The 26,446-nt window shown below is 42.0% G+C and carries 26 protein-coding genes and 1 other annotated feature; of the genes, 11 read left to right on the plus strand and 15 right to left on the minus strand.

Features of this window, described 5'->3' with window-relative positions:
• Window positions 1–11: 11 nt before the first annotated feature.
• Together LCD32_RS10385 and LCD32_RS10390 are read right to left on the minus strand one after the other, a co-directional pair.
• Window positions 12–986 (minus strand): bifunctional GNAT family N-acetyltransferase/GrpB family protein, encoded by a 975-nt coding sequence (locus tag LCD32_RS10385; RefSeq protein WP_224563730.1) that lies wholly within the window; start codon window positions 984–986, stop codon window positions 12–14.
• A complete protein-coding gene (locus LCD32_RS10390; protein ID WP_081114352.1) occupies window positions 983–1,462 on the minus strand; it encodes a GNAT family N-acetyltransferase in 480 nt (159 codons plus the stop codon). Before LCD32_RS10390 ends, LCD32_RS10385 begins: the two co-directional genes overlap by 4 nt.
• A 282-nt stretch (window positions 1,463–1,744) precedes the next feature.
• Here LCD32_RS10390 and LCD32_RS10395 point away from each other — a divergent pair, with 282 nt between their 5' ends.
• The 4 genes from LCD32_RS10395 to LCD32_RS10410 all read left to right on the plus strand — a co-directional run bounded on the left by LCD32_RS10395 (window position 1,745) and on the right by LCD32_RS10410 (window position 5,395).
• Entirely contained in the window at window positions 1,745–2,194 is a 450-nt protein-coding gene (locus LCD32_RS10395; protein WP_008343832.1) for a YfmQ family protein, read from the plus strand.
• Between the two features lie 141 nt (window positions 2,195–2,335).
• Window positions 2,336–3,568 carry a DNA polymerase IV gene (locus tag LCD32_RS10400; protein WP_224563734.1) on the plus strand — a complete coding sequence of 411 codons (1,233 nt, stop codon included), beginning with the start codon at window positions 2,336–2,338 and terminating at the stop codon, window positions 3,566–3,568.
• A 15-nt stretch (window positions 3,569–3,583) separates the two neighbouring features.
• Window positions 3,584–3,928: a YolD-like family protein gene (locus LCD32_RS10405; RefSeq protein ID WP_017367544.1), complete on the plus strand. Its 345-nt coding sequence runs from the start codon at window positions 3,584–3,586 to the stop codon at window positions 3,926–3,928.
• A gap of 231 nt (window positions 3,929–4,159) precedes the next feature.
• Window positions 4,160–5,395, plus strand: a complete 1,236-nt coding sequence (locus LCD32_RS10410) for an MDR family MFS transporter (RefSeq protein WP_008343828.1) — start codon at window positions 4,160–4,162, stop codon at window positions 5,393–5,395.
• A gap of 29 nt (window positions 5,396–5,424) precedes the next feature.
• Here the strand turns inward: LCD32_RS10410 and coaA are convergent, their stop codons facing one another.
• Window positions 5,425–6,384, minus strand: coding sequence for a type I pantothenate kinase (gene coaA, locus LCD32_RS10415; RefSeq protein ID WP_008342294.1), 960 nt, complete (start codon window positions 6,382–6,384; stop codon window positions 5,425–5,427).
• Between the two features lie 189 nt (window positions 6,385–6,573).
• On the opposite strand from coaA, the gene LCD32_RS10420 reads away from it, so the two are divergent.
• Window positions 6,574–7,902 (plus strand): CoA-disulfide reductase, encoded by a 1,329-nt coding sequence (locus tag LCD32_RS10420; RefSeq protein WP_060781170.1) that lies wholly within the window; start codon window positions 6,574–6,576, stop codon window positions 7,900–7,902.
• 8 nt (window positions 7,903–7,910) lie between these two features.
• Window positions 7,911–8,333 carry a VOC family protein gene (locus LCD32_RS10425; protein WP_224563737.1) on the plus strand — a complete coding sequence of 141 codons (423 nt, stop codon included), beginning with the start codon at window positions 7,911–7,913 and terminating at the stop codon, window positions 8,331–8,333.
• A gap of 16 nt (window positions 8,334–8,349) precedes the next feature.
• Here the strand turns inward: LCD32_RS10425 and LCD32_RS10430 are convergent, their stop codons facing one another.
• On the minus strand, window positions 8,350–9,126 hold the full coding sequence (locus LCD32_RS10430) for an SDR family NAD(P)-dependent oxidoreductase (RefSeq protein ID WP_007501086.1): 777 nt from the start codon (window positions 9,124–9,126) through the stop codon (window positions 8,350–8,352).
• Entirely contained in the window at window positions 9,127–10,089 is a 963-nt protein-coding gene (locus tag LCD32_RS10435) for an MBL fold metallo-hydrolase (protein ID WP_060781172.1), read from the minus strand.
• Window positions 10,090–10,258: 169 nt separating this feature from the next.
• Window positions 10,259–10,470: a binding site (T-box leader), on the plus strand.
• Between the two features lie 41 nt (window positions 10,471–10,511).
• Between LCD32_RS10435 and proC the strand changes: the two genes are divergently transcribed.
• Window positions 10,512–11,339 (plus strand): pyrroline-5-carboxylate reductase, encoded by an 828-nt coding sequence (proC, locus tag LCD32_RS10440; protein ID WP_025207584.1) that lies wholly within the window; start codon window positions 10,512–10,514, stop codon window positions 11,337–11,339.
• Window positions 11,340–11,374: 35 nt separating this feature from the next.
• On the opposite strand, the gene LCD32_RS10445 is transcribed toward proC, so the two are convergent.
• Both LCD32_RS10445 and LCD32_RS10450 read right to left on the minus strand, forming a co-directional pair.
• Window positions 11,375–11,866, minus strand: a complete 492-nt coding sequence (locus LCD32_RS10445) for a DinB family protein (RefSeq protein WP_060781173.1) — start codon at window positions 11,864–11,866, stop codon at window positions 11,375–11,377.
• Window positions 11,867–11,983: 117 nt separating this feature from the next.
• Window positions 11,984–13,597: a M20/M25/M40 family metallo-hydrolase gene (locus LCD32_RS10450; RefSeq protein ID WP_060781174.1), complete on the minus strand. Its 1,614-nt coding sequence runs from the start codon at window positions 13,595–13,597 to the stop codon at window positions 11,984–11,986.
• Between the two features lie 140 nt (window positions 13,598–13,737).
• On the opposite strand from LCD32_RS10450, the gene namA reads away from it, so the two are divergent.
• Window positions 13,738–14,754 carry an NADPH dehydrogenase NamA gene (namA, locus tag LCD32_RS10455; RefSeq protein WP_057079329.1) on the plus strand — a complete coding sequence of 339 codons (1,017 nt, stop codon included), beginning with the start codon at window positions 13,738–13,740 and terminating at the stop codon, window positions 14,752–14,754.
• 119 nt (window positions 14,755–14,873) lie between these two features.
• Window positions 14,874–15,638, plus strand: a complete 765-nt coding sequence (locus LCD32_RS10460; protein ID WP_224563740.1) for an alpha/beta fold hydrolase — start codon at window positions 14,874–14,876, stop codon at window positions 15,636–15,638.
• Between the two features lie 44 nt (window positions 15,639–15,682).
• Here the strand turns inward: LCD32_RS10460 and LCD32_RS10465 are convergent, their stop codons facing one another.
• Both LCD32_RS10465 and rnz read right to left on the minus strand, forming a co-directional pair.
• Window positions 15,683–16,990, minus strand: coding sequence for an aminotransferase class I/II-fold pyridoxal phosphate-dependent enzyme (locus LCD32_RS10465; protein ID WP_008342274.1), 1,308 nt, complete (start codon window positions 16,988–16,990; stop codon window positions 15,683–15,685).
• Window positions 16,991–17,129: 139 nt separating this feature from the next.
• The gene (gene rnz / locus LCD32_RS10470) at window positions 17,130–18,059 is read right to left on the minus strand and encodes a ribonuclease Z (protein ID WP_060781176.1); all 930 of its coding nucleotides are present in this window, start codon (window positions 18,057–18,059) and stop codon (window positions 17,130–17,132) included.
• A 222-nt stretch (window positions 18,060–18,281) separates the two neighbouring features.
• Between rnz and zwf the strand changes: the two genes are divergently transcribed.
• On the plus strand, window positions 18,282–19,757 hold the full coding sequence (gene zwf, locus LCD32_RS10475) for a glucose-6-phosphate dehydrogenase (RefSeq protein ID WP_008342269.1): 1,476 nt from the start codon (window positions 18,282–18,284) through the stop codon (window positions 19,755–19,757).
• A 48-nt stretch (window positions 19,758–19,805) separates the two neighbouring features.
• Here zwf and LCD32_RS10480 read toward each other — a convergent pair whose 3' ends face one another.
• From LCD32_RS10480 to LCD32_RS10500, 5 genes are all read right to left on the minus strand, one after another.
• Window positions 19,806–20,528: a GntR family transcriptional regulator gene (locus tag LCD32_RS10480; protein WP_008342268.1), complete on the minus strand. Its 723-nt coding sequence runs from the start codon at window positions 20,526–20,528 to the stop codon at window positions 19,806–19,808.
• A gap of 175 nt (window positions 20,529–20,703) precedes the next feature.
• Complete coding sequence (locus tag LCD32_RS10485; RefSeq protein WP_035390766.1) at window positions 20,704–22,110, minus strand: glycoside hydrolase family 1 protein; 1,407 nt, start codon at window positions 22,108–22,110, stop codon at window positions 20,704–20,706.
• The gene (celB, locus tag LCD32_RS10490; protein ID WP_007501108.1) at window positions 22,094–23,440 is read right to left on the minus strand and encodes a PTS cellobiose transporter subunit IIC; all 1,347 of its coding nucleotides are present in this window, start codon (window positions 23,438–23,440) and stop codon (window positions 22,094–22,096) included. Before celB ends, LCD32_RS10485 begins: the two co-directional genes overlap by 17 nt.
• A 25-nt stretch (window positions 23,441–23,465) precedes the next feature.
• The gene (locus LCD32_RS10495) at window positions 23,466–23,798 is read right to left on the minus strand and encodes a PTS lactose/cellobiose transporter subunit IIA (RefSeq protein WP_017357943.1); all 333 of its coding nucleotides are present in this window, start codon (window positions 23,796–23,798) and stop codon (window positions 23,466–23,468) included.
• Between the two features lie 3 nt (window positions 23,799–23,801).
• A complete protein-coding gene (locus LCD32_RS10500) occupies window positions 23,802–24,113 on the minus strand; it encodes a PTS sugar transporter subunit IIB (RefSeq protein WP_017367558.1) in 312 nt (103 codons plus the stop codon).
• Between the two features lie 424 nt (window positions 24,114–24,537).
• On the opposite strand from LCD32_RS10500, the gene LCD32_RS10505 reads away from it, so the two are divergent.
• The gene (locus LCD32_RS10505) at window positions 24,538–25,536 is read left to right on the plus strand and encodes a hypothetical protein (RefSeq protein ID WP_060781178.1); all 999 of its coding nucleotides are present in this window, start codon (window positions 24,538–24,540) and stop codon (window positions 25,534–25,536) included.
• A 119-nt stretch (window positions 25,537–25,655) separates the two neighbouring features.
• Here the strand turns inward: LCD32_RS10505 and LCD32_RS10510 are convergent, their stop codons facing one another.
• Entirely contained in the window at window positions 25,656–26,441 is a 786-nt protein-coding gene (locus LCD32_RS10510) for an SDR family oxidoreductase (protein ID WP_060781179.1), read from the minus strand.
• Window positions 26,442–26,446: the final 5 nt, after the last annotated feature.

A 26,446-nucleotide genomic window follows, 5' to 3' on the forward strand; every position in this document is an offset into this window, starting at 1 on the left:
GAAGAGGCAGCTTATTTAAGAGCTTCCTCTCTTCCTTCTTTATCCCAGCGATATGCCTCATTTTCTATTTCTTTTATGATTTCATTCTTTCCCGCCATATAGCTTTGTATATCTTCCGGATACTGTTTTGCTAATTGTTCCTTGACAGACGCATACGCTTCAGATCGTTCTGGGTGGAGTCTTAAGTAATCTCGAAACAATAAATGTCTTTTTACATCAGGATGATTTCTTTCATAAACATGGACATGATGCGTACGATTCAAGCCACCCTTTTGAAAAAAACGTCTCCCTTTTATACCATTTTCACCGAGCACTTCGTATCCAAGGTGTTCAAATCTCTCTTTTTTCCTATCAATCTCTTCTATATCGCTTACTTCTATTAATATATCTATAATTGGTTTGGCAACAAGTCCTGTAACTGACGTGCTGCCAATATGGTATCCTTCTATCCAGCTCTTTTGAATGATTTGCTTGAGTCGCTGCTTTTCTTGACGGAATTCTTCATGCCATTCTTTTTTGAATTCGACAACCTCAACCTTGCGTCGCGGTGTCCATTTCATTTTTGATAGGGTGAGCTCTTTTGCCACATGAATCACATTTGTTTCAAAAAACCCCAATTTTTCATATAGCCTTTTTGCAGGGGTGTTTTCTTGCCCTGTGGTCAGTTCTATCGGGACATTCTTCTCCATAATTGTCGACATAAGTCTTGTTCCAATCCCCTGCTTTAGCGCTTTTGGATGCACAGCCAATCGACTAATGATCAAACAATCTTTCAGCTCTTCATAAGAGGCTACACCTAATAAGAGATCATGTTGCTGAAAACCAATAAATTGCTCTTTTGCTTTCATGACATCTTGAATGGTCTCTTTTAATGGCGGAAGATCAGCATAACCAATTTGTTCAGCTTCTTGTTGGTATGCAGCTAGTTGAATATGTAAGATCTGCTTTGCTACATCACTTATTGTGTGATCTAAATGAACAATCATTTCATCGCCTCCAGCTTCTTCACAAATAACACACGGTCTTCATGAATGCCATCGTAATCTGAAAAGACTGAGATGCCATCTACTGTTTTATCTCCCTTTTCTATCTGAAACCCGAGTTTTGTATGATAAGCAATGGAGACTTTATTGATAGGAGCTGTGACAGCTTTAATGGTTGTTCTTCCTTCCTTTTCAGCCGCTTCATAAAAAGCTTGATAGAGGATTTTACCTATCTTTAATTTACGGTGATCTGGGTGGACGCCAACAAAGTGAATATAGGCTTCATCCGAATGAGATTGCGATAAAAAGCCAACCAAAAAGCCGATCAGCTCTCCCTTTTCAACGACAACAAAACTTGTTTGCTGGAAATGTTCAAAAAAGAGCTTTGGCAATTTTGCACGCAAATCTCTGCCTCCCCACCAGTTTTGAATGACGGATGTGACTGCGTAAAAATCTGACGGTTTCACTTGACGTATCATGATGGCCTCGCCCCTTTTTCCATTTTGGCTTTCCTTTGATTCGTTTTTTCTCAAAAATGCGATTGTTTCAATAGTCTACTGTCTGATCAAATGGTTGTAAAGACAGCATGCCCGTCTTTTTTCATGTTCACTTGTTGGTTCTTCGTCTTTCAGCCGTCATCTCCTTTTAAATCTTCACACTTATTTCAAAAAGTTCACTTTTTGTGCGAAAGTTTCATTCATTTGTTATGTTAAGATGGTTCATATAGGAAATGGTACAAATGTTTATTGGAGATGATGAGATTGGTTTGGGTTGTTATTTCGCTTGTTGTGTTTAGTCTTTTAAAGCTGCTTGTCACCTCTTTGCCTTCTGGTGTTGTTGAGCGCCTTTTTAGCCGCTACGCCGTACATGCTAAAGTAACAAGTGAGCAAACAAATATTACTTTTCAAGGTCGTTCGCTTGATAAGCAGCGAGCAGCTGAAGTCATTCAACATTTTAATGATGCGATCTTTATTGAACGCTATTATATTTACCCAGGTGATGAAGAACGTTTTCTTCATCCGAATGAAGGGCCAACGCCGCTTACTATGCAAACAAAGCATGGGAAACATGATGTCACCCTTTATCTGTTCCATTATGATGACCATGTGGATGTGGTTCGGCAGTTTACACATAAGCCAAAGAAAAAGCTGATGGCTTATCGTCTGCGTTCTGAACCGCTCCAAACATTCCACAACATGGCACATGCCTAACAATCGTTGCAGCAGACGAGACGAAGTGTTCATCACTTCGTCTTTTTTGTATGGACAGCTTTTGAATGATTTACCAGTATGAATTTCACCTCATGTTGTTTACAATAGATACAGAACATACGTTCTAAGAGGTGAAGTACAATGAATGAACGAGCCATTCTGCTTGTGGATATGCAGTCATTTTATGCATCAGTTGAGAAGGTGGAGGCGCCTCATTTGGAGAATGTGCCGCTCATTGTCTCTGGAGATCCAGAACGAAGAAGCGGAGTCGTCCTGGCAGCCTGCCCTCTCGCGAAGAAACGTGGCGTACAAAATGCATCAAGGTTATGGGAAGCACAGGAGAAATGTCCTGAAGCAGTGGTCGTACGTCCACGTATGCAGCGCTATCTCGATATCTCTGTCATGATTACAGAACTGCTTGAACAATACACAGACCTTGTCGAGCCATATTCCATTGATGAACAGTTTCTTGATATTACAGGCAGTCTTACACTATTCGGCTCTCCACATGAGATCGCTCAACATATACAAACAACGATTATGAACCAGACTGGCATTTACGCACGTGTGGGCATAGGCCCTAATAAAGTGCTCGCTAAAATGGCCTGTGACCATTTTGCCAAAAAAAACAGAACCGGCATCTATGAACTGAGTGCCGACCGAGTTGCTGCTGATTTATGGCCGCTTCCAATCGGGAAATTATTTGGCGTCGGCAAACGAATGGAGCATCATTTGAAACGAATGGGCATCAGTACCATTGGCACACTTGCTACTTATCCGTTAGACCGATTAAAAAAACGCTGGGGAATCAATGGGGAGCTTCTGCAGCGAACAGCTTTAGGACACGATCCCTCCCCAGTCACTATTCACACACATGATCAGCAAAAAGCCGTTGGGCATCATATGACCCTTCCCCGTGATTACGCATCTTTTGAGGAGATCAAAGTTGCTCTTCTTGAATTGAGTGAGGAAGTCGCTCGGCGGGCACGTTTTAAGCATTATCTCGGTCAAACGGTGTCTGTTGGTGTAAGAGGGGCTGATTTTTCACATCCAACAGGCTTTCATCGACAAATGAAGCTTCATTCACCGACACAGTATGGCTCAGATATTGCAGAGGCAGCGATTCAGCTATGCCAGCAGCACTGGGATGGCCAGCCCATTCGCAGTGTAGGCATTACCCTCTCACAGCTGCAGCCTGACAGCCACTATCAGCTGACTTTATTTGATCATCATTTGAAGAAAGATCAACTCAGCAAAGTATTTGATGCGATCCATCTGAAATATGGACCTGCGGCATTATTGCATGCTTCGTCACTGACAAGCGCAGGGCAGGCATATCACCGCGCCGAAAAAATTGGCGGGCATTACAAATAACGGAGGCGAACAAGCATGAATCCCAATAAATTAACACCTGGATACAACATCATGTGGGAATCAAGCCGAATGATGCTACCAGAGCACCGGGAGCAACTACTTGCTCAAAAACGAAAGAAAAAAGAATATACACCTCTACCGCTCAGCTCCGATCAGCTAGAGGAAATGAATGTTTTGATCACACAGTCGATTACCGAGGATCAAGCGATTTGCGTGACATATGTCTCATCCGGCATGAAAGCACAGTTTTGGGGCTGGGTGAAAGCCATTCATTATGAAACACGCCAAATGAAAATCGTGAATGACGAAGATGTTCTAAACCTTTCCTTACATCAAATTATTGCCATCGATCTCAATTGATTTTCACAAAACGAAAACATGATCATTGAAAAACCCGCTTCGTTTTTCTGAAAAAATCATGACCCATCAAGGCTTAAAACCTTGAAAACGAGGCATATGCTCTTCGAATGAACGGAACGGTTCAAGCTTCTCTGTCATTTGACGGATGACTCCTCCATCAAATTGTGTATTTAATTTGCACAATTTTTCATGTATGATTGGAACATCTTACAAACTCAGGGGAGACACAGCATGAAAAATAACTTACGCACTTTACATCCACTTAGTTGGACGATCATCATCGGCACGATATTTGGCCGAATGGCGACATCCATGAGCATTCCCTTTTTAGCCGTTTATTTGACACAAGTCAAAGGCGCCTCAGCCTCTTCAGCTGGATTGATCATTGCCGTCAGCTCTCTTATTGGGATTGTTGCGAGTTTTTACGGCGGCTATGTTTCCGACCGAATCGGCAGAAAAAAGGTCATGCTTTTATCCATCTTTGGCTGGACACTTGTCTTTGTTGGCTTCGCGTTTGCAGATGCCATTTGGGTCTTCTTTTTTATGAATGCTTTAAATGGACTGTGCCGGGCGCTGTTTGAACCAACGTCTAAAGCACTCTTATCCGATGTCACCCCATCGAGCATTCGGTTGTTTGTCTTTAACTTACGGTATACGGCCATTAACATTGGTGTCATTTTCGGCCCGCTGCTTGGCTTATATCTCGGGTCATCAAAAACGACTTTTCCATTTCTCGTCGCTGCCCTCATTTACTTGTTGTACGGGTTAACGCTGGCATGGCAATTTCAAAAGCATCCAGTGGCTGCTCCAGAAAGCACCAAACAAATCGGCGTCAAAAAAGCTCTTTCCATTATTCAGAAAGATACGGTCTTTAGCATCATCCTCATTGGCGTTACTTTATGTTCATTTGGCTATTCACACCTAAGCTCAACACTGCCTCAATATTTATCGGCATCCCCTATGATTGAGGATGGCCCTAAACTGTTTGGGTATCTTTTATCCTTAAACGCAGTGGTTGTCATTGTCGTTCAGTACCCGCTAATTATGATCGCTAAGCGCTATTCAACGATTTTGTCGTTAACGACTGGGAACGTGCTTCTAGCAGGCAGTTTGTTTGCCATTGCTTTTTCACAAAGTCTCGGTACGCTTGCTTTTATCATTGTCGTGTTTACGATTGGTGAAGTGCTGCTCTTTGCGATGATGGATCTGTTTGTAGACAATATTGCAAAACCTGAAGTGAAAGGATCATACTTCGGCGCAATGGGGTTTTCTCAGCTCGGCAGCGTCGTCGGACCGTTTGTCGGAGGATTGTGTATTGACTTATTTGGCGCAGCCCATCCCCTTTCTATTTTTTCAGTCTTGGCGATTGTCACCGCTGCAGGCGTTCCGTTTTTACTTATCGGATACTACCGCCTAAAAAAACGAACGGCGGCTGCCGTGGCTGTGAAAGTAAGTGGAGGTCATTAAAAAAACCGCTCTCAATTGAGCGGTTTTCTTTATACCCTGCGGATGGCGATCTCTTCCACCTTATGCTGATCGCCTTTTTTTAAAATCAAATCGGCTCTATATTTTGTCGGCAAAATATTTTCATATAAATTTGGCCGGTTCACTGTATTCCAAATCGTACTTGCCATCTGATCTGCTTCTTCATCCGTCAAATCTTTGTATTGATGAAAGAAGGATTCAGGGTCTTGGAAGGCTGTTTCCCGCAGCAAACGGAACCGTTCTTTATACCAGCATTGAATTTGTGTCTCAGCGGCATCTACATAAATCGAAAAATCGAAGTAATCTGATACAAACACGCGCGGCTCATCCTTCAGATCATCCAGTGCCGGTGATTGCAACACATTGATCCCTTCAATGATGACAATATCTGCATCCTCTACTGTTTCATACACCCCTTCAAGACGATCATAGGTCAGATGTGAATATACAGGTGCATGCACAGTTTGTTTCCCTGATTTTAATTCATTTAAAAACGAAAGTAGCGCTTTAACATCATAGCTTTCCGGGAAGCCTTTCTTTTCCATCAGCCCCCGATCTTTTAACTCTTTTTGAGGATACAAAAAGCCGTCCGTTGTTACGAGACTCACCTTCAGCCCATCTCCAAGCCTTGATAAAAGTGTTTCAATAATACGTGCTGTCGTGCTTTTTCCGACGGCCACACTTCCTGCAATCCCAATTAAAAAAGGGATTTTCGCATGATGCGGGTAGTTTAAAAAAGCATTGACATGCTGATTTTTTTGTTTTTCTGCAAAGACGTGTAATGTCAGAAAACGAATAAGCGGTATGTAAATATCTCGAACTTCTTCTAGCGATAAGTAGTCGTTTAATCCTTGAAGTGCCCTCACTTCTTCTTCTGAAACAGATACCGGCATATATTCTCCAAGAGCGGCCCATGCCTCTCTCGTATGGCGTGTATATAGTGTATTAAAATCTAGTCGTTCGTCACCCAAAGTCTTTCCCACCAATCTAAACTAAACTCATAACCAAAAAGACGATAATCCGATTGTAGCTTAAAATGAAGGCGCTGTCTTTATTTTTCAACGAAAGTTTGCTTCTTTTGCGAAAAAAAAAGCATTAAATAAAGGAAAATGAGGGTAAATAAGAGTATTCAGTTTGATAGATAGAAGGGAGCACACCAAATGAAATATGTGATGATTGGCGGAGATGCAGCAGGAATGAGCTGCGCTATGCAAATATATAGAGAGGATCCAGACGCGCAAATTGTAGCTTTTGAAAAAGGAGAGATTTTCTCATATGGACAGTGCGGACTCCCCTACTTGATCGGCGGTCTCATTGATCATCACAGAAAACTCATCGCACGTAGCGCTGAAACTTTTCGTGACAAATACGGAATTGATGCCAGATGCTTACACGAAGTGACCTCAATTGACCCGGAGCAAAAAACAGTATCGGGTATTCATTCTAAAACAAAAGAGCCCTTTACAGAAACGTATGACCGCCTGTTAATTGCGACAGGAGCAAGCCCCGTCACACTTGATCTAGACAGTCATTCATTAGAAGGTGTCCACGTATTAAAAACAATCCCGCATGCGCTGTCTATTTTAGACAATCTAAAAAAAGACGTCACACATATCACGATCATCGGCGGAGGATATATCGGCTTAGAAATGGCAGAAAATTTAAAAGAGCTAGGCAAAGACGTTCATATCATTCAGCGGGGTGCAACACTTGGGCCAGGCTTTGATCCCGATATGGCAAAATATCTGAAAGAAGAAGCGGACAATCAAGGCATTCAAGTAGTACTTGGTGAAACAGTGCAAAAGTTAAAGGGTAAGACACATGTAACAGCTGTTCAAACAGACAAACAGACCATTGAAACAGATATGGTCATCATTGCCGTTGGCGTCACTCCGCAAACATCCTTTTTAGACAGCACAGGAATTCAGCGACTTCAAAATGGCGCAATTGTTGTGAATGAATACATGCAGACGAATGTACAAGATATCTATGCGGCGGGTGACTGCGCAGCAACCTATCACCGTATCAAAAAGGAACTGGACTATATTCCGCTCGGCACGACAGCAAATAAACAAGGAAGAATCGCAGGCTTTCATATGACAGGAACAAACCGTGCGTTTCAAGGCGTCACCGGCACAGCGGTGATGAAATTTATGGACGTGACAGCAGGGCGAACAGGTTTGTCAGAGAAAGAAGCAAAAGACGCGGGCCTTCCTTTCTCCACCATCACCATCGACAGCACTGACCACGCTGGATATTACCCAGATGCAGAGAAGATGAAAGTGAAACTGATTTACAGAAGCGATGATCACACCTTGCTTGGCGCACAAATCATCGGTAAAGAAGGTGTTGATAAACGAATTGATGTCATGGCAACTGCTCTTTATCAAGGGTTGACTGTGACAGACCTTGAAGATTTAGATATAAGCTATGCCCCTCCTTTTAACAGTGTATGGGACCCACTTCAGCAAGCGGCAAGACGAATATAGAAAAAGGAGTGAAGCCATTGACCATTCAACAAATTGCTACTATTGAAATTCCTGTGACTAATATCCCCCGGGCTGTCTCTTGGTATGAACAGATTTTAGAGATGATCGTTCTACATCAATCAGAAGAAGCCGCCATGCTCACTTTTACTCATGGCGAGGGACCTTCTTTTTATCTCGTCAAAACAAAACACGAGAAACGAATCTACTTTATGAACTCTTTTACAGGAGTTCGGCATAGTATAATTGATTTATTTGTGAAGGATTTAAAAAACTTTCACCAGTATTTAAGCGAGCATAACGTCACCGTATCGGATATTCAAATATTAGCTGACCCAGACTTAGGCGGTTTTAGCTTCGAAGATGTTGATGGCAATGTCTTTGGCGTCACCAATATCAAGCCCCATCAAACAAAAAAAGAAACCAGCCTGTGACCGGTTTCTTTTTTTGTTATTTTTTCATCATCGCTTTCCGTGCTGCTTTTTCAAATAAAAACGGGAATAATTGATACAATTTACTGCCAGCATTCATCCATCCTGGTAAATTAATCTCTCTTTTTTTCGTCATCATGGCGGATACGACCTTCCCTGCTACCTTGTCAGCACTGAGCATCATAAAATCAACATTTTTCACATATTCACCACTGCGGTCTGCAATGGTAAAGAAGTCTGTGGCAATCGGTCCTGGATTGACGGTTGTGACATGAATTCCGCTGTCTGCCAGCTCCATTCTGAGGCTGTTTGAAAATCCGAGAACCGCATGCTTTGATGCGGAATAGATGGCGGATTTAGGGGTGGCAATTTTGCCTGCCTGTGACGCAATATTGATAATATGTCCCTTCCCTCTTTGTTTCATCTCAGGAAGGACCTTTTTTGTGCAGGCAATTAAACCAAAGACATTGACCTCAAACATCGACACCATTTCCTCAATGGATGCGTCCTCGACGAGATCGAACACACCAAAGCCGGCATTGTTCACCAAAATATCAACAGCACCCACTTGTTGATAGGCTTGATCAATGTCCTCAAGCTGACTGACATCAAGCTGAACGATGTGACATACGCCGCCAGCACTTATAATCTTTTCTTTTACACCTGTGAGCTTTTCAATTCGTCTTGCCGACACAATGATTTCTGCTCCTTCGGCTGCTGCCAAGTACGCCATCTTTTCACCAATACCGCCTGAAGCACCTGTAATCCATATTCTCTTTCCTGTTAGTCGCCCCATTTATTTCACTCCTTCAGTTGCTCGATAGTAGAGGGTTCCGTCTTTTTGCACTTCTTCAATTTGTCCAGCCGCTAAAAGCACATCAAGCTGTCCGACTGTCTCAGACATTGTCAGAAATAATGCTTCTTCATACAGGCCCGGAAATAAGGTGCGACAAAGATGAAAGGCGGTCATTTCCTTTCGTTGAAGCAGCTGATACATCGTATTTGCCCGTTTTTCCTGTTTTTTAAATCTTTCTTCGATCAATTCGTGATGAGAGGTAATGAGCTGGCCATGCCCTGGATAAATCGCCTGAATGGGCAAATGCAATAAACGTTTGAGTGATGCTTTATATTGAAGCAGCGATTTTTGACGTTCTGTTCCTTTCACCGGTGCTTCCATTAACGGATTGGAAGAAATGGTCGTAAGCAGCAGATCACCGCCGATGAAATTTCCTGTTGTTTCATCTAAAAAAGAAAGATGAGATTGTGCATGTCCCGGTGTCTCCAGCACTTGGAAGTGCTCATGTCCCTTCAAACGATCGCCTTCTTTTATGACGTCATCGACATGTGCCGTACATGAATATGTATAGGACTGCCTCACCATTCTTTCACACTCACCTTGACGAAGCGGCACACCTAACTGCTGAAAAAAATCATTCATAAAATGGATTTGACGCTGTTTAAACGCTTCATCCTGACTAATATAGGGCTCATTCAACTCGTGTCCGATGACACGGACATGAGGTTTCATCAGATCTAAAAGACCGACATGATCTGCATGATGATGTGTCAAAACCACTTGATCAATATCATCTATTGATAAATGATGTTCCTTTAATTGCGTGACAAAGGCATGCTGCGCCTCTTGTGTCATCGGTCCGGAATCAACTAAGGTCACGGCATCGCCTTTTAATACATATGCATGGACATCCCCCACCGCAAACGGTGTAGGGATGGATAATTGAATCATTTCTTCTTTCACTTTTATACGTCATCTCCTGATTTTTGTCTCATAGATCATCTGAACTCACTCTTCTTTATTCATTGTATCTTGCAAAGGGCAGACTGTCATGCGGTTTAGATGGTCAATTTTTTTATCTCTCCCTATTGACACAAACTTGTCCATCGTTGCATAATGAACAACAAATATAAGATGCGCGATGACAAGGATTAGTAAGCAAAATAATGATGCAAGAGAGTGAGGTCCGCCGGCTGTAAGACTTCACCATCCTCTTATTTGCTGAACCTGCCCTTTGAGCTGTTAGGCAAACCTAAACGTTTCCCGCGTTAAGGGACTAGAGCTGAGTATGTATGATTGCATGCTAATTGAGGGTGGTACCGCGAAAAACCTTTCGTCCTTTGCAGACGAGAGGTTTTTTTATTTTCTACAAGGAGGAGCAGCTTATGAGTAAAATTGGATTTATTGGTGCAGGCTCAATGGCCGAGTCTATGATTAAAGGTCTTTTAAAGAGCGGCATTATGTCAAATGAAGATATCATTGTCACAAATAAAACAAATGAAAAACGATTAGAAGAATTACATGCACGTTATGGAGTCAAAACAGATTTCGCGCGTTCCTTTATTTATGAAGAAGCCGATATGCTGGTGTTTGCTTTAAAACCAAAAGATGCGGAAAGTGGCATTTCTGAAGTAAGGCCCCATTTAAATGGACAGCTGATTATTTCTATTTTAGCGGGCATTTCTATTGAAACCATTCAGCATTATGCTGGCGCAAAAACGGCGGTGGTTCGTGCGATGCCAAATACATCAGCAGCCATACAACAATCAGCTACTGGCATTGCTGTCAGTGATGAAGTCACAGAGGCGCAAAAGGAAAAAGCAGTTCAGCTGTTTGAAACGATCGGTCATGTGACGGTTTTAGATGAATCACAGCTGAATGCGGTCACAGCCATTGCCGGCAGCGGTCCTGCCTTTATTTATCATTTGATTGAAGGAATGGAGCGAGGTGCATCGGAACTTGGGATGAACCAAGAGACAGCGAAATTGCTCATTTGTCAAATGATTGCAGGCGCTGCAAATATGCTTCAGGATAGCGGTAAGGAACCTGCTGAACTTCGCAAAGAAATTACGAGCGAAGGCGGAACGACAGAAGCAGGACTTAATACCCTTGCTTCCTATCAATTTGAAGAAGCGATTGTCGATTGTGTGAAAACAGCGACGAAACGTGCAGCAGAATTAAACGATATGTTTTCAGCGAGTACGTATAAGTAAGTGAGAAAAGCACCTGCCTTGATGACAGGTGCTTTTCATCTATCACTCGATGCTCTCATGGACATAATGGCTTTGATTTGATCGAGGTGATGAATTTCATGTAAAGCAATGGTTTCAGCTAATATTTGGACTGTCATCACCCCTTCTTCAGGATGGAGACCTGAAAAATCCCATGTATCCTTTTCTAATCGTTGTAGTGTTTTGTTTCTGCTCTCTTTTAAGCGTTCGATCAATGCACTGACCTCTTGTGCGGTATACGTTTCATAAGCTCTTCCCTTCACATATATCTCTGGATCATATGATGCGAAAAGCGTGTGCTCATTTGATATTGCCTGCTCTATCCGCTCTGACCAGACTTCTTCTGTATCATACAAATGTCCAACAATTTGTTTAATCGACCACTTGCCTTCCCCAAAAGATTCATCTAATGTATCCTCATCACATGTCCATACTAACTCCTCAAGCTTACGCAAACTCTCATGAAGTGATGTCATGATCTCTGTTTTTGTTAGTACTCCTGTTTTCACTCTCACAATCCCCCTTCAAATATATGTAAGTATTATTCTATATCATACTCTATTTCTTTAGACAGAAGGTGATTGATATCAAAAAGAAAAGCCCTATCATGACGATAGAGCTTTCACTTAATTCTTTTCTAATAAAGCATGAATTGTTGATTGTAAGAGCGACGGCAAAACGCCAAAAGAAAATGGGACATGCAGCCGTTCTGTCCATTTGTGCGCATCCTTTCCTAATGGACCAACGTTGATGACAGGAACGTTAAGAGCTTCTTTTTCTCCTTGTGGTAACGAGTAGCCTTTTTGGTATAGCGGCATGTTGGCTGTATAATCGTCTATATCTTGATTTTCAAGCTGTAAGTAGCTTAAATCAGATAAACCAGGAAAATATTTGACTTCTTCTACTTCGATTCCATAGATCTCTTTTGCTTCTCTTTGAATCTTCTTTAAGGTCGTTTGAATATGCAGATCGTTTGTTGAAGAAACAGATGGGTAAAATGGCGGACTATAAAACAACACAATCAGTGCTCCATCTTCCTTACAAAGGGTCGTCAGTTCTGATACAATTTTGGTTGAAAAATCACGATCCCCTAGCTCACCCCGGTTGGCAAAGGCGTAGTTGACAATTCGCTCGACCTCCTGCTTGCCGGATCGTTCAGCAGCTTTTTCGTACAGTTCATGATACGTTAACACCGTGATGTTTGTATCGATGGGTGTAAAATGTTTAAAGCGTTGAAATGCAGCGGTTTTCTGTTTGAGATTGGCTTCGATTTGAGCTGCTGCTTGTTTCGCAGTTTCATAGAGGAGCCCGTGAAGCTCTTCACTAGAGCGGTTCATCATCAGCACATTAAATAAAGAAACAGCCGTGTGAGGCGTTTGAACAGAGTAAGCTTCTTTCAAATCCTTTTGCATCAAATTGGTCGGAGGCGGTGTCACTTCACCATCTACTTCCTCACAATAATCACTATTCAGTTCTAACAGCCTGTTTAATTCAGATACCATAAAATTTGCATTTAATCCTGAGAAGGGCTCACCTACATGTGTTTCAATTCCTTTGCAGAAAAATCCCGCAAGTACCTTCCCTATACTACCTGTATAGATGTATTGATGCGCATCCCCGGGATACTTTTCAAACATCGGCTCACTGTTTAAACAGGCGGTATACTCAAGGTCATACTTCTGCTTGAGCTCCTTTAGTTTCGGAACAGCCTCCAGCATCCCCTGTGAATTCACTTCTTCATCTGGCACTGTGACGAGCAGAATATTTCCTTCAAACCTCCCCGCCATCGCTCTTTCCAGCATGGAAAGCTGGACAGTCAGGCCTGCTTTCATATCCATGGACCCTCGTCCAAACAGCCAGTCACCTGAAGCTAAATCCTCTCTTGCCCTTTTTGGAAGAAGTGCACTTTTTTGAGAAAAGGACGCCATTAACTCTTCGGGCTTACACGCCATATTTTGAAATTCTCCGTAATCCTCTGTATCGACGACATCAAAATGGCTGAGGAGTAAAACAGTACGTGGCAGCGTATTTCGTTTGACAAGTGCCGTTAAAAAATACCGGCCATCTTTCATTGGATGCAAAGCCAAGTGATCAGGGTGCTGCTCAAAATATGGACGCTCCCTCAGCAAGTAATATAAATATTCCGCTAATGCGACTTCTCCCGTTGTACCAGATATGCTTTCATACTGCATCAGAGCTGTGAGTAGCTCCTTTAGTTCACTTTCCGTTTGCCATTTCATCCGTTAATCCCCCTTTGATGTCCATATCTTTCATTATACAAAATCATGTTCAAAAGCTATATGGTTTGAGCACCTTTTATGACGAATGTTTGAATGACTGTTATAATCGGCTATACCATTCTATGAGGAGGCGAAGGTAATTGGAAACAAAGCTTTTTTCACCTTGGACATTAAAAGGTGTCACACTCAAAAACCGCATCGTCATGTCCCCGATGTGTATGTATTCATCCTATGACCGTGATGGAAAATTACAGCCTTTCCACTTTGCACATTATGTTTCCCGTGCGCAAGGTCAGGCCGGATTAATTATGGTCGAGGCAAGTGCTGTTTCACCTGAGGGAAGAATTAGTGATCAGGACCTCGGAATTTGGAGTGATGAGCACATTGAAGGGTTTGCCTCATTAAACGAACAAATCAAAGCGTACGGAACAAAAACGGCCATCCAGCTAGCCCATGCAGGACGCAAGGCTGAGCTAGATGGTGACATTCTTGCTCCATCCAGCATTCCATTTGACGAGCAATCTAAAACACCTCTTGAGATGTCTATCGATCAAATAAAAGACACAGTTCAGGCATTTCAAGATGCCGCTGTCCGCGCCAAACAAGCTGGATTTGACATCATTGAGATTCATGGTGCGCATGGCTATTTGATTAACGAATTTCTCTCACCGCTTGCCAATCACCGGACAGATGAATATGGCGGTTCACCAGAAAATCGTTATCGCTTCTTGGGAGAAGTGGTTGATGCAGTCAATGAAGTGTGGGATGGACCATTATTTGTCCGTGTATCCGCTTCTGATTACACAACAAAAGGACTAGATATTGCAGATTATATTGGCATTGCCGCATGGCTGAAAGAGCAAGGAGTCGATCTAATTGATGTGAGCTCAGGCGCTGTGGTGCAAGCCAGTATTAAAACATTCCCCGGCTACCAAGTCACCTTTGCTGAGAAAATAAGAGAAGGTGCCGGCATCCAAACAGCCGCTGTCGGTATGATCACATCTGGTGTACAGGCCGAAGAAATTTTACAAAATCAGCGTGCTGACTTGATCTTTATCGGCAGAGAATTTTTACGGGATCCGTATTTCCCAAAAACAGCCGCTAAAGAGCTTCGTACATCCATCGAAAGCCCGCGCCAATACGATCGTGCTTGGTAACATCTTTAAGCAAAAAGGTGTCTATTTTTTGAAATAGGCATCTTTTTTGTTTTTAAGAGAAACATCTTTGCCTTTTGTGCCGTCTTTTAGCTAAAGAACCACTTAGAGGAGATGGAAGAATGAACTCGGCATTGATTGAAAGAACTTATCATATAGATGGACATCACTTTTATACAAGGCATCGTCAAGGAAAAAAGCAAGCCACCATTATTTTTGAAGCAGGATATGGAATTTCAGGCGATACGTGGGCGAATATCGCTCGTGATATTGACCCAGAGCTTGGTGTTTTCTTTTATGACCGTTTAGACAATGGAAAAAGCAGCGAAAGCAAAGAAGGAAGAACTTTGCATGATCTTGCGGATGATTTAGATACACTCTTACATCAAGCCAATATTCAGCCGCCATTTCTCATTGTGGCGCACTCATTTGGCTCTCTTGTCAGCCGCTTATGGGCAAGCCGCAGAAAAGAAGATGTTATCGGTATGGTCCTTCTAGACCCAGCAAGTGAGGATCAAGAGCAGGTCATTCTGCCGCTCTTATCAAAGGAAGAACGCACTTCATATATGGCTCAGTTCACAGCAGAATGTACACATGAGGACTTTGAGCAAATGCTGCGTACGATCAAAGAGGAGCAAACGCATTATGGAATGATGCCCCTTCTTGTCATTTCATCAGGCAAAAGCCGCTTGTTTCATCCAGCACATGAAGCTTGGCTGAGGCTCCATAAACGAATGCTCACATTGTCATCCCAAAGCGGATGGATTCAGGCGCAGAACAGCTCGCACTATATTCATCACGATGAACCACATATTGTGCAGCTTGCGATTTATGATGTATGGTGTGCAGCAAAACAGCCTGCCACTTATTATCAAACAGCTAACTAAAAACAAAAACTCCTTGACCGGACATCAGTCAAGGAGTTTTTTCGTTATACCGTTGGTGCTGATTGACTTTTCTCAGACAGCAGCTTTTCAATGCTGACAAGCTGAACGCATAACGTAAAGATGTCAATCGCCTGCTCTAGTTCTTCAAGCGTTGGGAACGTTGGCGCAATACGGATGTTACGATCAAGCGGGTCGTTACCATAAGGATATGTCGCCCCTGCACCTGTTAGTGTCACACCGGCTTCTTTCGCTTTTTGCACAACAGCTTTTGCACAATGATCGAGTGTATTTAAGCTAATAAAATATCCGCCATTTGGTTTGTGCCACTCAGCGATGCCTGTTCCACCAAGCTTTTCATCAAGGATCGAAAGAACGAGGTCAAATTTCGGCTTAATAATCGCTGCATGCTTTTTCATATGTTCCTTCAATCCTTCTGGATTCTTGAAGAAACGAAGGTGTCTTAATTGATTGATTTTATCTGGCCCAATGGTTTGAACTGATAGCTGTTTTTGAATAAAGCTGACGTTGTCCTGACTAGATGCCATCAGTGCAACACCCGAGCCTGGGAACGTAATTTTAGAAGTAGAGGCGAACATAAACACACGGTTTGCATGTCCTGCTTTGTCTACTGCTTGAAAAATATCTTTTAACGTATCAGGCGTATCTGTTAGATGGTGGACTGCATAGGCATCATCCCAAAAAATACGGAAGTCGTCTGCTTTTGTCTGCATGGAAGCAAGACGGTCGACAACCTCATCTGAATACGTAATGCCGTCAGGGTTGCTATATTTTGGTACACACCAAATCCCTTTGATGGCTTCATCTTCTGCAACCAATTTTTCTACCTGATCCATGTCAGGTCCATCCGACTTCATATCTACCGTAATCATCTCTATGTTAAAATGCTCACAAATGGCAAAATGACGATCATACCCTGGGCTTGGTGCAAGGAATTTTACCTTTGGAAGCTCTCCCCAAGGTGTTTTGCTGCCATATACGCCGTGAGTCATAGCACGTGCAATCGCGTCGTGCATCATATTCAGACTAGAATTACCGCCAATGATGATTTGTTCTGGCTTCAGGTTGAGCACACTTGCAAAAAATTTCTTTGTTTCAGGAAGGCCTGTCAAGCCGCCATAGTTTCGCACATCTGTACCATCCTCAGCTGTCATTGCATCCTTTGATGTCACGACATCGAGCATGCCCATAGATAAATCGAGCTGTTTTGGTGAAGGTTTCCCTCTAGACATGTCTAAGTGTAAGTTTTTACTTTTGTACGTTTCATACTCTTTTTGTCGTGCTGCATATAGGTCATTTAATTCTGCTTCACTTAACGCTGTAAAACCGCTCATCTTTGATTGTGCCTCCCGTATTCTTCATAATGTAATTCGTCATTTGTTTTTTCTTCACCATTTTACCACTACCTGAAAAAGAGCGTCATCATAAATATCAAAAAAATCACACAACTATTTTTGACGATTCATCCAATTTTTACAGGGTACGGTCAATAGGAAAAGAAGAGAAATCATGTGCAGCTTCAGTCAGCGGGAATATATCGCGGGCTTCTTTGAGTAATTGTTTCAGTGACTCTTCCCCTTGGTATCGTGCACTAATATGGGTCAAAATCAGTCTTTTTGCGCCTGCTTCCTGCGCTGTTTTTGCTGCCTGTTCTGTCGTACTGTGATAATAATTATAGGCTAGTTCTGCATCTTCTTTCCCAAATGTTGCTTCATGGACTAACACATCCGCATTCTTGGCAAGCCTTGTTATATTCTCGCACAAACGGGTATCTCCTGAAAATGCAACGATTCTCCCTTTTTTAGGGGGTTCCAAATAATCGGTTCCATCAATCATTCTTCCATCTTCGAGTGTAACGGTTTCCCCATTTTTCAACTTCTGATACAAAGGTCCAGGTTTTACACCGATTTTTTTTAGGTCTTCGGCTTTTAGTGCACCAGGTACATCTTTTTCCACGACCCGATAACCGTAAGCTGGGATCCCATGAGACACTCGTCTTGCTTCTACTTGAAAGGTCTCATCTTCAAAAACGATCCCTTCCTCTATTTCTATGATATGCAGCGGATAAGTCAAATGCGTTTGTGTCACTGAAAGTGCCGCATTTACAAAAGCTTTAATGCCGCTTGGACCATATATCGTCAATTCATTCTCTCCGCCTTGAAAGGACCTGCTGCCAAGCAGACCCGGGAGACCATATACATGATCACCATGCATATGCGTGATAAAGATCTTCTCAATTTTTCTTGGTTTAATTGTTGTATGTAATATTTGATGCTGCGTCGCTTCTCCGCAATCAAAAAGCCACACGGCTTTTCTCTCTTCTAAAAGCTTCAGCGCAGTGCAAGTGACGTTTCTTGTTTTTGCAGGAATGCCTGCACCTGTTCCTAAAAAGAGCAGTTCCATTACGATTTCCTCCTACAGCCGGTATACAATCTCTTCATTCATATAGAATACATGAAGACAGGATAAATGTGAATTCAGCGGAATTTTTGAAAAAAGTCAAACTTGGGCAGAAAAAGTCGAATCAAATGTTTGCTTTACGAACAATGAACCTTTAAAATAAAGAAAATGTACATACATTCTCGGTTTTTACAACAATGCTACGAATAAAGTGAGGTACTTTTCGTGAATACAGAAACTAACTATCCAAAAGCAGTCATTGTCATTTTTGGCGCAACAGGAGACCTTGCAAAACGCAAGCTCTACCCTTCTATACATAGACTTTATCATAGCGGAAAGCTTGGAGATCAATTCGCCGTTGTAGGTGTTGGACGTCGTCCTTGGTCTCATGAAGACCTAAGAGCTGTGGTAAAAGAATCAGTCTCTTCTGATGATGCAGAAGCAAAAGCAGAGGAATTTATTTCTCATTTCTATTACCATGATTTTGATGTTTCAAGTCCCGCTTCCTATCAAGCACTGAACACACTTCTTTCTGGTCTTGAAGATACATACAGTATCCCGAATAACCGGATGTTCTATTTAGCGATGGCACCAGAATTCTTCGGAACCATTGCGAAGTTTTTAAAAAGCGAAGGCGTATCAGAAACGACTGGATGGTCTCGACTTGTCATTGAAAAGCCGTTTGGTCATGACCTGCCTAGTGCCAAAACATTAAATGAAGAGATCCGAGATGCATTTACAGAGGATCAAATTTATCGTATTGACCACTACCTCGGTAAACAGATGGTGCAAAACATTGAGGTGATTCGTTTTGCGAATGCGATCTTTGAACCGCTTTGGACAAACCGCTATATTTCAAACATTCAAATCACATCGAGTGAATCATTAGGTGTCGAAGACCGTGCGAGATATTACGAGAGTTCTGGTGCACTGAGAGATATGGTACAAAACCATATGCTTCAAATGGTTGCACTTTTAGCCATGGAGCCACCGATTAAGCTCAATACAGAGGAAATCCGTAGCGAAAAACGGAAAGCATTGCGTGCGCTTCGTCCATTCTCGAAAGATGAAGTGGATCAATTCTTTGTCCGCGGACAATATGATGCAGGAACGATTGATGGCAATATGGTTCCTTCCTATCTTGAAGAGCAAAATGTGGACCCAAACTCCAACACAGAAACATTCGTTGCAGGAAAACTTCTCATCGATAACTTTAGATGGGCCGGGGTACCATTTTACATTCGTACAGGAAAACGTCTAGAAAAGAAATCCACTCAAATCGTGGTGCAATTTAAAGACATTCCGATGAACCTGTACTACGGAAACGGGAATTCCATGCATCCAAACTTACTTGTGATTCACATTCAGCCAGACGAAGGCATCACCCTTCACCTGAATGCTCGCAAGCTTGATGGCGGAACGTATGCTAAACCAATTAAGCTTGACTATCAAACAAATTACAACGACATCATGAATACACCAGAAGCGTATGAAAAGCTAATTCATGACTGTTTGCTAGGTGACGCAACAAACTTTGCCCACTGGGATGAAGTGGCACTGTCTTGGAACTTTGTTGATCCAATTTCAGAAAAATGGGCTGAAACCAAAACGTTAAAACCAAATTATCCTGCTGGTTCTATGGGACCAAAAGAAGCAGATCAGCTTCTTGAAAAAGATGGATATCACTGGTGGAATATATAAAATAACAAAAAAGAGCAGTCTCCCGATTGAGGGGGTTCTGCTCTTTTTTTAAAGTCGTGTTTTCGTAATTTCAACCGTTGAAAAATCAAATTTATCATAGCGATGATGGCTAAAGGAGTATTCAAACGGCCGGCCTGTGTTTAAATAAGCCACCTGCTCCACTTCCAGCACCGGATCCGTAGGGTCACAGCCTAAATATTGCTGATCAAGCTGATCTGATTTAGCCGCTCTAATTTTTTTGTGCGCTCCTGCTACTTTTAATTGCAGTGTGTTTGTAATGTAGCTATAGATGGAACCCAATAAAACCTCTTCATCTATTCCCTTAATGACATTGACAGGCATAAAGGTTTTTTCTAATACATATGGCTCTTCTTCTACCAAACGGAGCCGAATAATGTCATAGACGGGTGTGCTTGAGTCAATGGATAAATGAGCTGCCACCTCTTCACTTGGAAAATGCACATCAAAGCGAATGATTTGGCTCGTCACGTTTTTATCTGCCATCACTTTCGTGAACCCTTTATTTTCATGACCTGATACGTTGATCGCACCTTGATTTAGCGCTGCCTTCACAATAAATGTGCCATGACCTCTTTTTCTAAAGAGCAGACCTTCCGCCACTAAAAGATCGAGCGCACGCTTCATCGTCATTCTGCTGCATTTAAATTCAGCGGCAAGCGAGTTTTCATCTGGAATGGGTTGATCTTCTGGATAATATGCTGTCCCTATTCTTTTTCTAATTTCTTCTGAAATGAGTTCGTACTTTGTCATCTCACACCACCAACTGACTTGTTTTTTCATATCCTATTATAGCGCTTTCTAGCCTTCCTCTCATTCTACACTAAGCCTAGTGCGCTTAAAAGGTTAGAGCCACTTTCATTTCAACCCTTTCATCTTTACATAAGAAAAATACTTGCCCTTTTCAAGGAAAGAGCAAGTATCTTGATTAGAAACCATTATTCTCTGAAACCGATTGAAACCAGTAGCCACTTTTTTTGATGGTACGTTTCCCGTCTTTCTCAAGGTCCACTGAGACAAATCCATAGCGATTTTTATAGGCATTCGACCATGACCAATTATCCATAAACGTCCACAGATGATAGCCTTTTACATGACTTCCTTCTTGAATGGCTTGATGCACCCATTTAAGATGCTCAGAAATAAAATCAATGCGATAATCGTCATGAATCATTCCTTCTTCATCTTGAAACCGCTCTTCTCCTTCAACACCCATTCCATTTTCAGAAATAAAGCATTCAATATTCCCATAGTCTGTCTGGACTTTTTTCAATATATCGTAAATACCCTTTTCATAGATTTCCCAGCCGCGGTACACATTCATTTTTCTGCCCGGCATTTCAAAAGAATCGAAATAATGATCTGGCATAAATGGTGCATCAGGGTGAGGCATATGTTCCTTTGCTTTCACTCTTCTTGGCTGATAATAGTTGATGCCGAGAAGGTCGATCGTGTTCTCTTGAATGAGTTCAAGGTCTCCTTCCTCCATAGCCGGCATCAATCCTTCTTTCTTTAACACGTCCACTAGCTTTTCAGGGAAATGTCCTTTCACTGCTGGATCTAGGAAGGACCGGTTAAAGAAGGCGTCAGCCATCTCAGCTGCTTCGACATCCCGCGGATTCTGGCTTCGCGGATACGAAGGAGTAAGGTTGAGGATAATGCCTATTTTCCCATCCTGCTTCATCTCTTTATAAGCCGCAATGGCCTTAGCATTTGATAAAATCTCATGAAATCCAACTTGCACTGCCTTTTGGAAATCAACTTCGTTTGGATAATGGAAGCTATACATATATCCACCCTCTACAGGAACAATCGGCTCATTATGGGTAAACCATTTTTTCACCCGGTCGCCAAATAGCTGAAAACACAATGTCGCATAGCTGACATAATCGTCTACGACCTGCCTGTTTACCCATCCTCCCGTCTCCTGAAGCGCCATTGGCATATCAAAATGATACAAGTTCACAAACGGTTCAATGTCACTCGCTATCAGTTCATTGATCACATCATTGTAAAAAGCCACAGCTTCTTCATTAACGGCCCCTTTTCCCTCAGGTAAAAGGCGTGACCATGAAATAGATAGACGAAACGAGTTGTGCCCAATCTCCTTCATGAGGCGGATATCCTCTTTGTATTTACGATAAAATTGCGAGGTTACACCTGGACCGACGCCCTGAAAAAAACGATTCGGCTCTTTTTCAAACCAGTGGTCCCAAATGTTCGGTCCCTTTCCATCTCCTGGATAACTGCCTTCTGTTTGCGTAGCAGAGGCAGAAGATCCCCACCAGAAACCTTCTGGAAATGTATATGATTGACTGTTAGTTTCCATCGACATGTATTGAGTCTCCTTCACCTTTGATGTTTGTTTGTTTCGTTTTTTCTGTCGTGACTATTTTTTCATTTTTCACATTCATACGATCAATAAATTTTAGGAACGGGAACCAAATGACAAACACAATCATTAAATTAAACAGCTGAAGCAGACCGCCCGCTAATGAATTTGTTGCCATGACTCCGCTAATAAAGATCGGTACTGTCCAAGGAATATTCACGCCTGTCGGAGGCGGCACAATACCTGCGGCCATCGCAAAATAAGAAATACAAGTAATCACCATTGGCGCCAAAATCCATGGAATGAGAATAAGCGGGTTCATCACAATCGGTAAACCGAAGATAATGGGTTCATTGACGTTAAATAAACCTGGTCCTAAGCCGAGCTTTGCTACTTGTTTCAATTGCTTACTTTTAAGAAAAATTAAAATCGTAAACACAACAGCTAGCGTCATACCGGTTCCACCCATACCCACTGTATAGATTTCGATAAACTGCTTGCTGATGATGTTCGGAACCTCACCTGTTTTTGTGTAGCTTTCTAGATTTTGAATGGACAATGTATTCCAAATCGGGTCCATGACAGAGTTGATAATAATTTGGCCGTGGAGCCCAAAGAACCAAAGAATTTGTATAAAGAAAATAGCGATCAAGGTCGGAATGATACCGCTTCCAAGTCCGACAAGCGGCGCCTGAATCGCATTGTAAATCAAGTCATGCATGTTGGTTTTGAACCCTTGTGTAATGATGATATTGATCAGTAGAAAGGTTGTGAGTGTCAAAGTAGCCGGGATGAGTGCAGCAAAAGACTTAGAAACAGCTGGCGGAACCCCTTGCGGCATATTGATGACAAATTTCTTTTGGACAAAATAGCGATAAATTTCAGCAGACAAAAAGCCTGTGATCATTCCAAGGAACATTCCCTTTGCGCCCAAACGATCGACTGGGATGACGCCTGCAATGGATGCACCGCCCTCTTGTTCTAGTAAAAATGGCGTAAGGAGCAGAAAAGAGGCTAAAGCGATCACACCGCCAAAGACAGCTTCCACATCATAGCTTTTCGATAAATAGTAGCCAATCCCAAATACAACAAACACACTCATAATGCTGATGGTCGCACTAGGTGCAATATTCAGTGCAGACTGAACACCTTCCAGTGCTGTTTGACTCATGATCTTATCTAAAAATGGCAAATTCATTAATACGACCATGATGGAACCAAAAATCGTTAATGGGAACGCAAGCATAAAGGCATCCCTTAATACCCCTAGATAGCGATTGTTGTTCAATCTCCCAGCAATCGGAACCAAAATCGCACTTATTTTATCAAACATTGGTTTCCCCCCTTGTTTACACCCTTTATTGTTTCAATGATTGCAATATCGGTAAGAGCTCTCCCACAAGCTCTTTTATTGTCATCGTTGACATGAAATGATCTTCGGCATGCATGAGCAGCAAGGAGAATGAAATCGTTTCTCCGCTTGCCTCTTGCTGTACCATTTGAAAATGAATATCATGTGCATTCCGCAAGTCATCTTCCGCTTCTTTGAGAAGGTCAGATGCTACTGTTTCATGACCTTCTCTGAATTGTTTAAGAGATTGAAGCAATTTGCTTCGTGCATTTCCGCTGTGTAAGATCAATTGAAAACTGATTTGTTCTTCCGTGAGTCCTTCGAGCGTTTTCTTTTCCATCCTTTAAGATTCCCCCATCAATGAAACCGCTTGTTCATACGCTTTTTGTCCATCTGCTAGCCCATACGCCTGCATATCGATGACCTCTACTTCAATCCCATATTTTTGAGCTTCTTTTTGAAGATCCCCTTTTAAAAAGCTCATTTGCGGTCCAATTAATACAACATCGGCATGTGCCATTTCTTTTTTCGCTTGGTCTTGTCCGACTGCCCAAATCTCTGCTTCTTCCCCTATAGACTCAGCATGTGCCTTCATCTTTGTGACTAGTAAACTCGTAGACATACCTGAACTGCATGCTAATAAAATACGTTTCATTTCTCTCACCCCATTGTTGTAATAAAAGCGCTTCCAGTTAATATTATATATTTTTATTTTTAAATGTCTAGACATTTAATTTTATATGTATGTATTTTATTTTAAAAATGACCGTATCATTACTCAAAACAAGCTTTCAAAACGAAAGAGATCTCATCCAGATATGAACGAGACCCCTTTTCTTTTAAAAAATACTCTCCGAATGAACCATAAAGTAGCTTCTTCTTCAGAAGACAGTCTTTGAGAATTTTGTTAAAATAAGTGCGAATGACTTAGCTCATTCAAAAACCCATAAATCATGAGAAGTAACTGCCCAGAGATGGAAACAGATTCTATTCCCACTCAATTTGACGGATAGGTAAACGTCTTTTGCTGCTACTTTTCGAATCTATTCATATCTTTGCAATCAAAAGGAGTGGATATCATGGCAGTCACTCATTTGTGTGAAGCCTGTAAAAGAAACGAGATTGATGTTGTAAAAATTTCTGATGAACCAGCTCAGCCTTATCGATTATGCAATGATTGTCACAGGCGGCTCTTAACCTATTCTTTACGTCCAATTGAATGGTATCACTTAGCGATCATCCACTCTCCAAAGAAATTTTTATTGCACGATGATTTTTATGAAGAAAACGGAGAGGCTTGTCAGCCAGAAGAAGATGTATTGGTCACAGCAGAAGAGCAAATACCCACATTACAAGCGGTTCAACATGATTTGGAGTCTTTATTAGATTTCTCAATCACAAGATGGTTTCTTCACAACGATGTCATCAATGCCCTGAAAAAACACGATACACAAAAAATGTTGATGTCTGTAAAAGCTAAATTTTATGGAACGAAAAATCATGAAGTCAAATCAAGAATGCTGGAGATCACAGCTGATGTTTTAGGTACTGCAGCTTCGGATTGGGTAAGAGAGCTTTGGGAGAATGATGCCGATGAATTTTTTCATCCGCTTTCTTGGGCAGCAGCCAGTAGTTTCCCAGCCGAGGAAGGAATGAGACGTATTTTTGATCAATTGAAATGTGTAAGTGAAAAGGAATTGCCAATGACGGCTCTCTCCAGCCTATATCGTTTCCGTTCACATCACATACTTGATTGGATGGAGTCTCATTGCTCCTCTTTTCACGACAGTTGGGGCAGGTTGGCATCAGCATGCTTTCCAACATGGCTCAGAATGAAATCTTGGCTAAACAAAGGAAGACCTTTCAGTTTAATTGCACTCGATACAATGGCGAACTGTCTAGCAGTTAAAAACGATCCATTTATCGAGGAGTTATCACCTAAAATACTTCGTACAGATATCAATGAAATAGAACCCATTTTATATGATTATCTTCAAAAAGATGGCGTTCCTCGTGTCAAAACGAAAGTAGGCATCATCGTGAAGAACAAAGAAGCCATATTTAAAAAAGGCGAATAAATGGATAAAAGCGTGTGCAATGTTTATGCTCACGCTTTTCACTAGCATGACAACATACTAGATCATAATTTGATGTTGTGTTATCCTCTGAGCCCAGCCCGTGATCAACATATGCACGATTATCCTTTTCCTGCTTGGAATCCCGGGTACTTGGTCATACCGCCGTCTACATATAACGTCAACCCTGTCACATAGCTCGCTTCTTTTGATGCAAGCCAGACAGCACATGCTGCCACTTCTTCAGGCTTTCCGATATAGCCAATTGGTATCAGCTCAATGACGCCCTTTTTCAATGCTGGATCATTAAATTTTTCGGCATTGATGGGGGTATCAATTGCACCTGGTGCAATACTGTTTACACGGATTTTTTTAGGGGCATATTCTAGTGCCAGCGTTTCTGTCAAAAGCTTGGCGCCTCCTTTACTTGCTGCATAATGGACAAAATGAGGCCACGGAATTTGCTGATGGACCGACGACATGTTAATAATCGACCCCTCGATCCCGTGTTCTGTCATATACTTTAATGCATCACGGCACCCTAAAAACATACCTGTTAAATTGGTGGACATCACTTTGTTCCAGTTATCTAGCGTCATTTCAGTTGAAGGAACTTCATTTTCAATTCCTGCATTATTGATCATGACATCAAGACTGCCATATGTATCAACAGCTTGATTAATCATCGCCTTCATATCCTCTTCTTTTGATACATCCCCTTGAATTTTGACAGCCTGTCCGCCACTTTTTTGAATCTCAACAATTGTGTCGTCCGGGTTTTCTTTATCGGAGAAATAATTGATCACTACATTGGCTTTTTCTTGTCCAAACCGGCGCGCCATCGCCTGACCTATCCCTGTACCTGCTCCTGTGATGAGAACTGTTTTTCCTTCCAAATCTGGATACATTCGTT

Source organism: Bacillus sp. RSS_NA_20 (genome assembly GCF_020165915.1).
Lineage (GTDB): Bacteria > Bacillota > Bacilli > Bacillales > Bacillaceae > Bacillus > Bacillus altitudinis.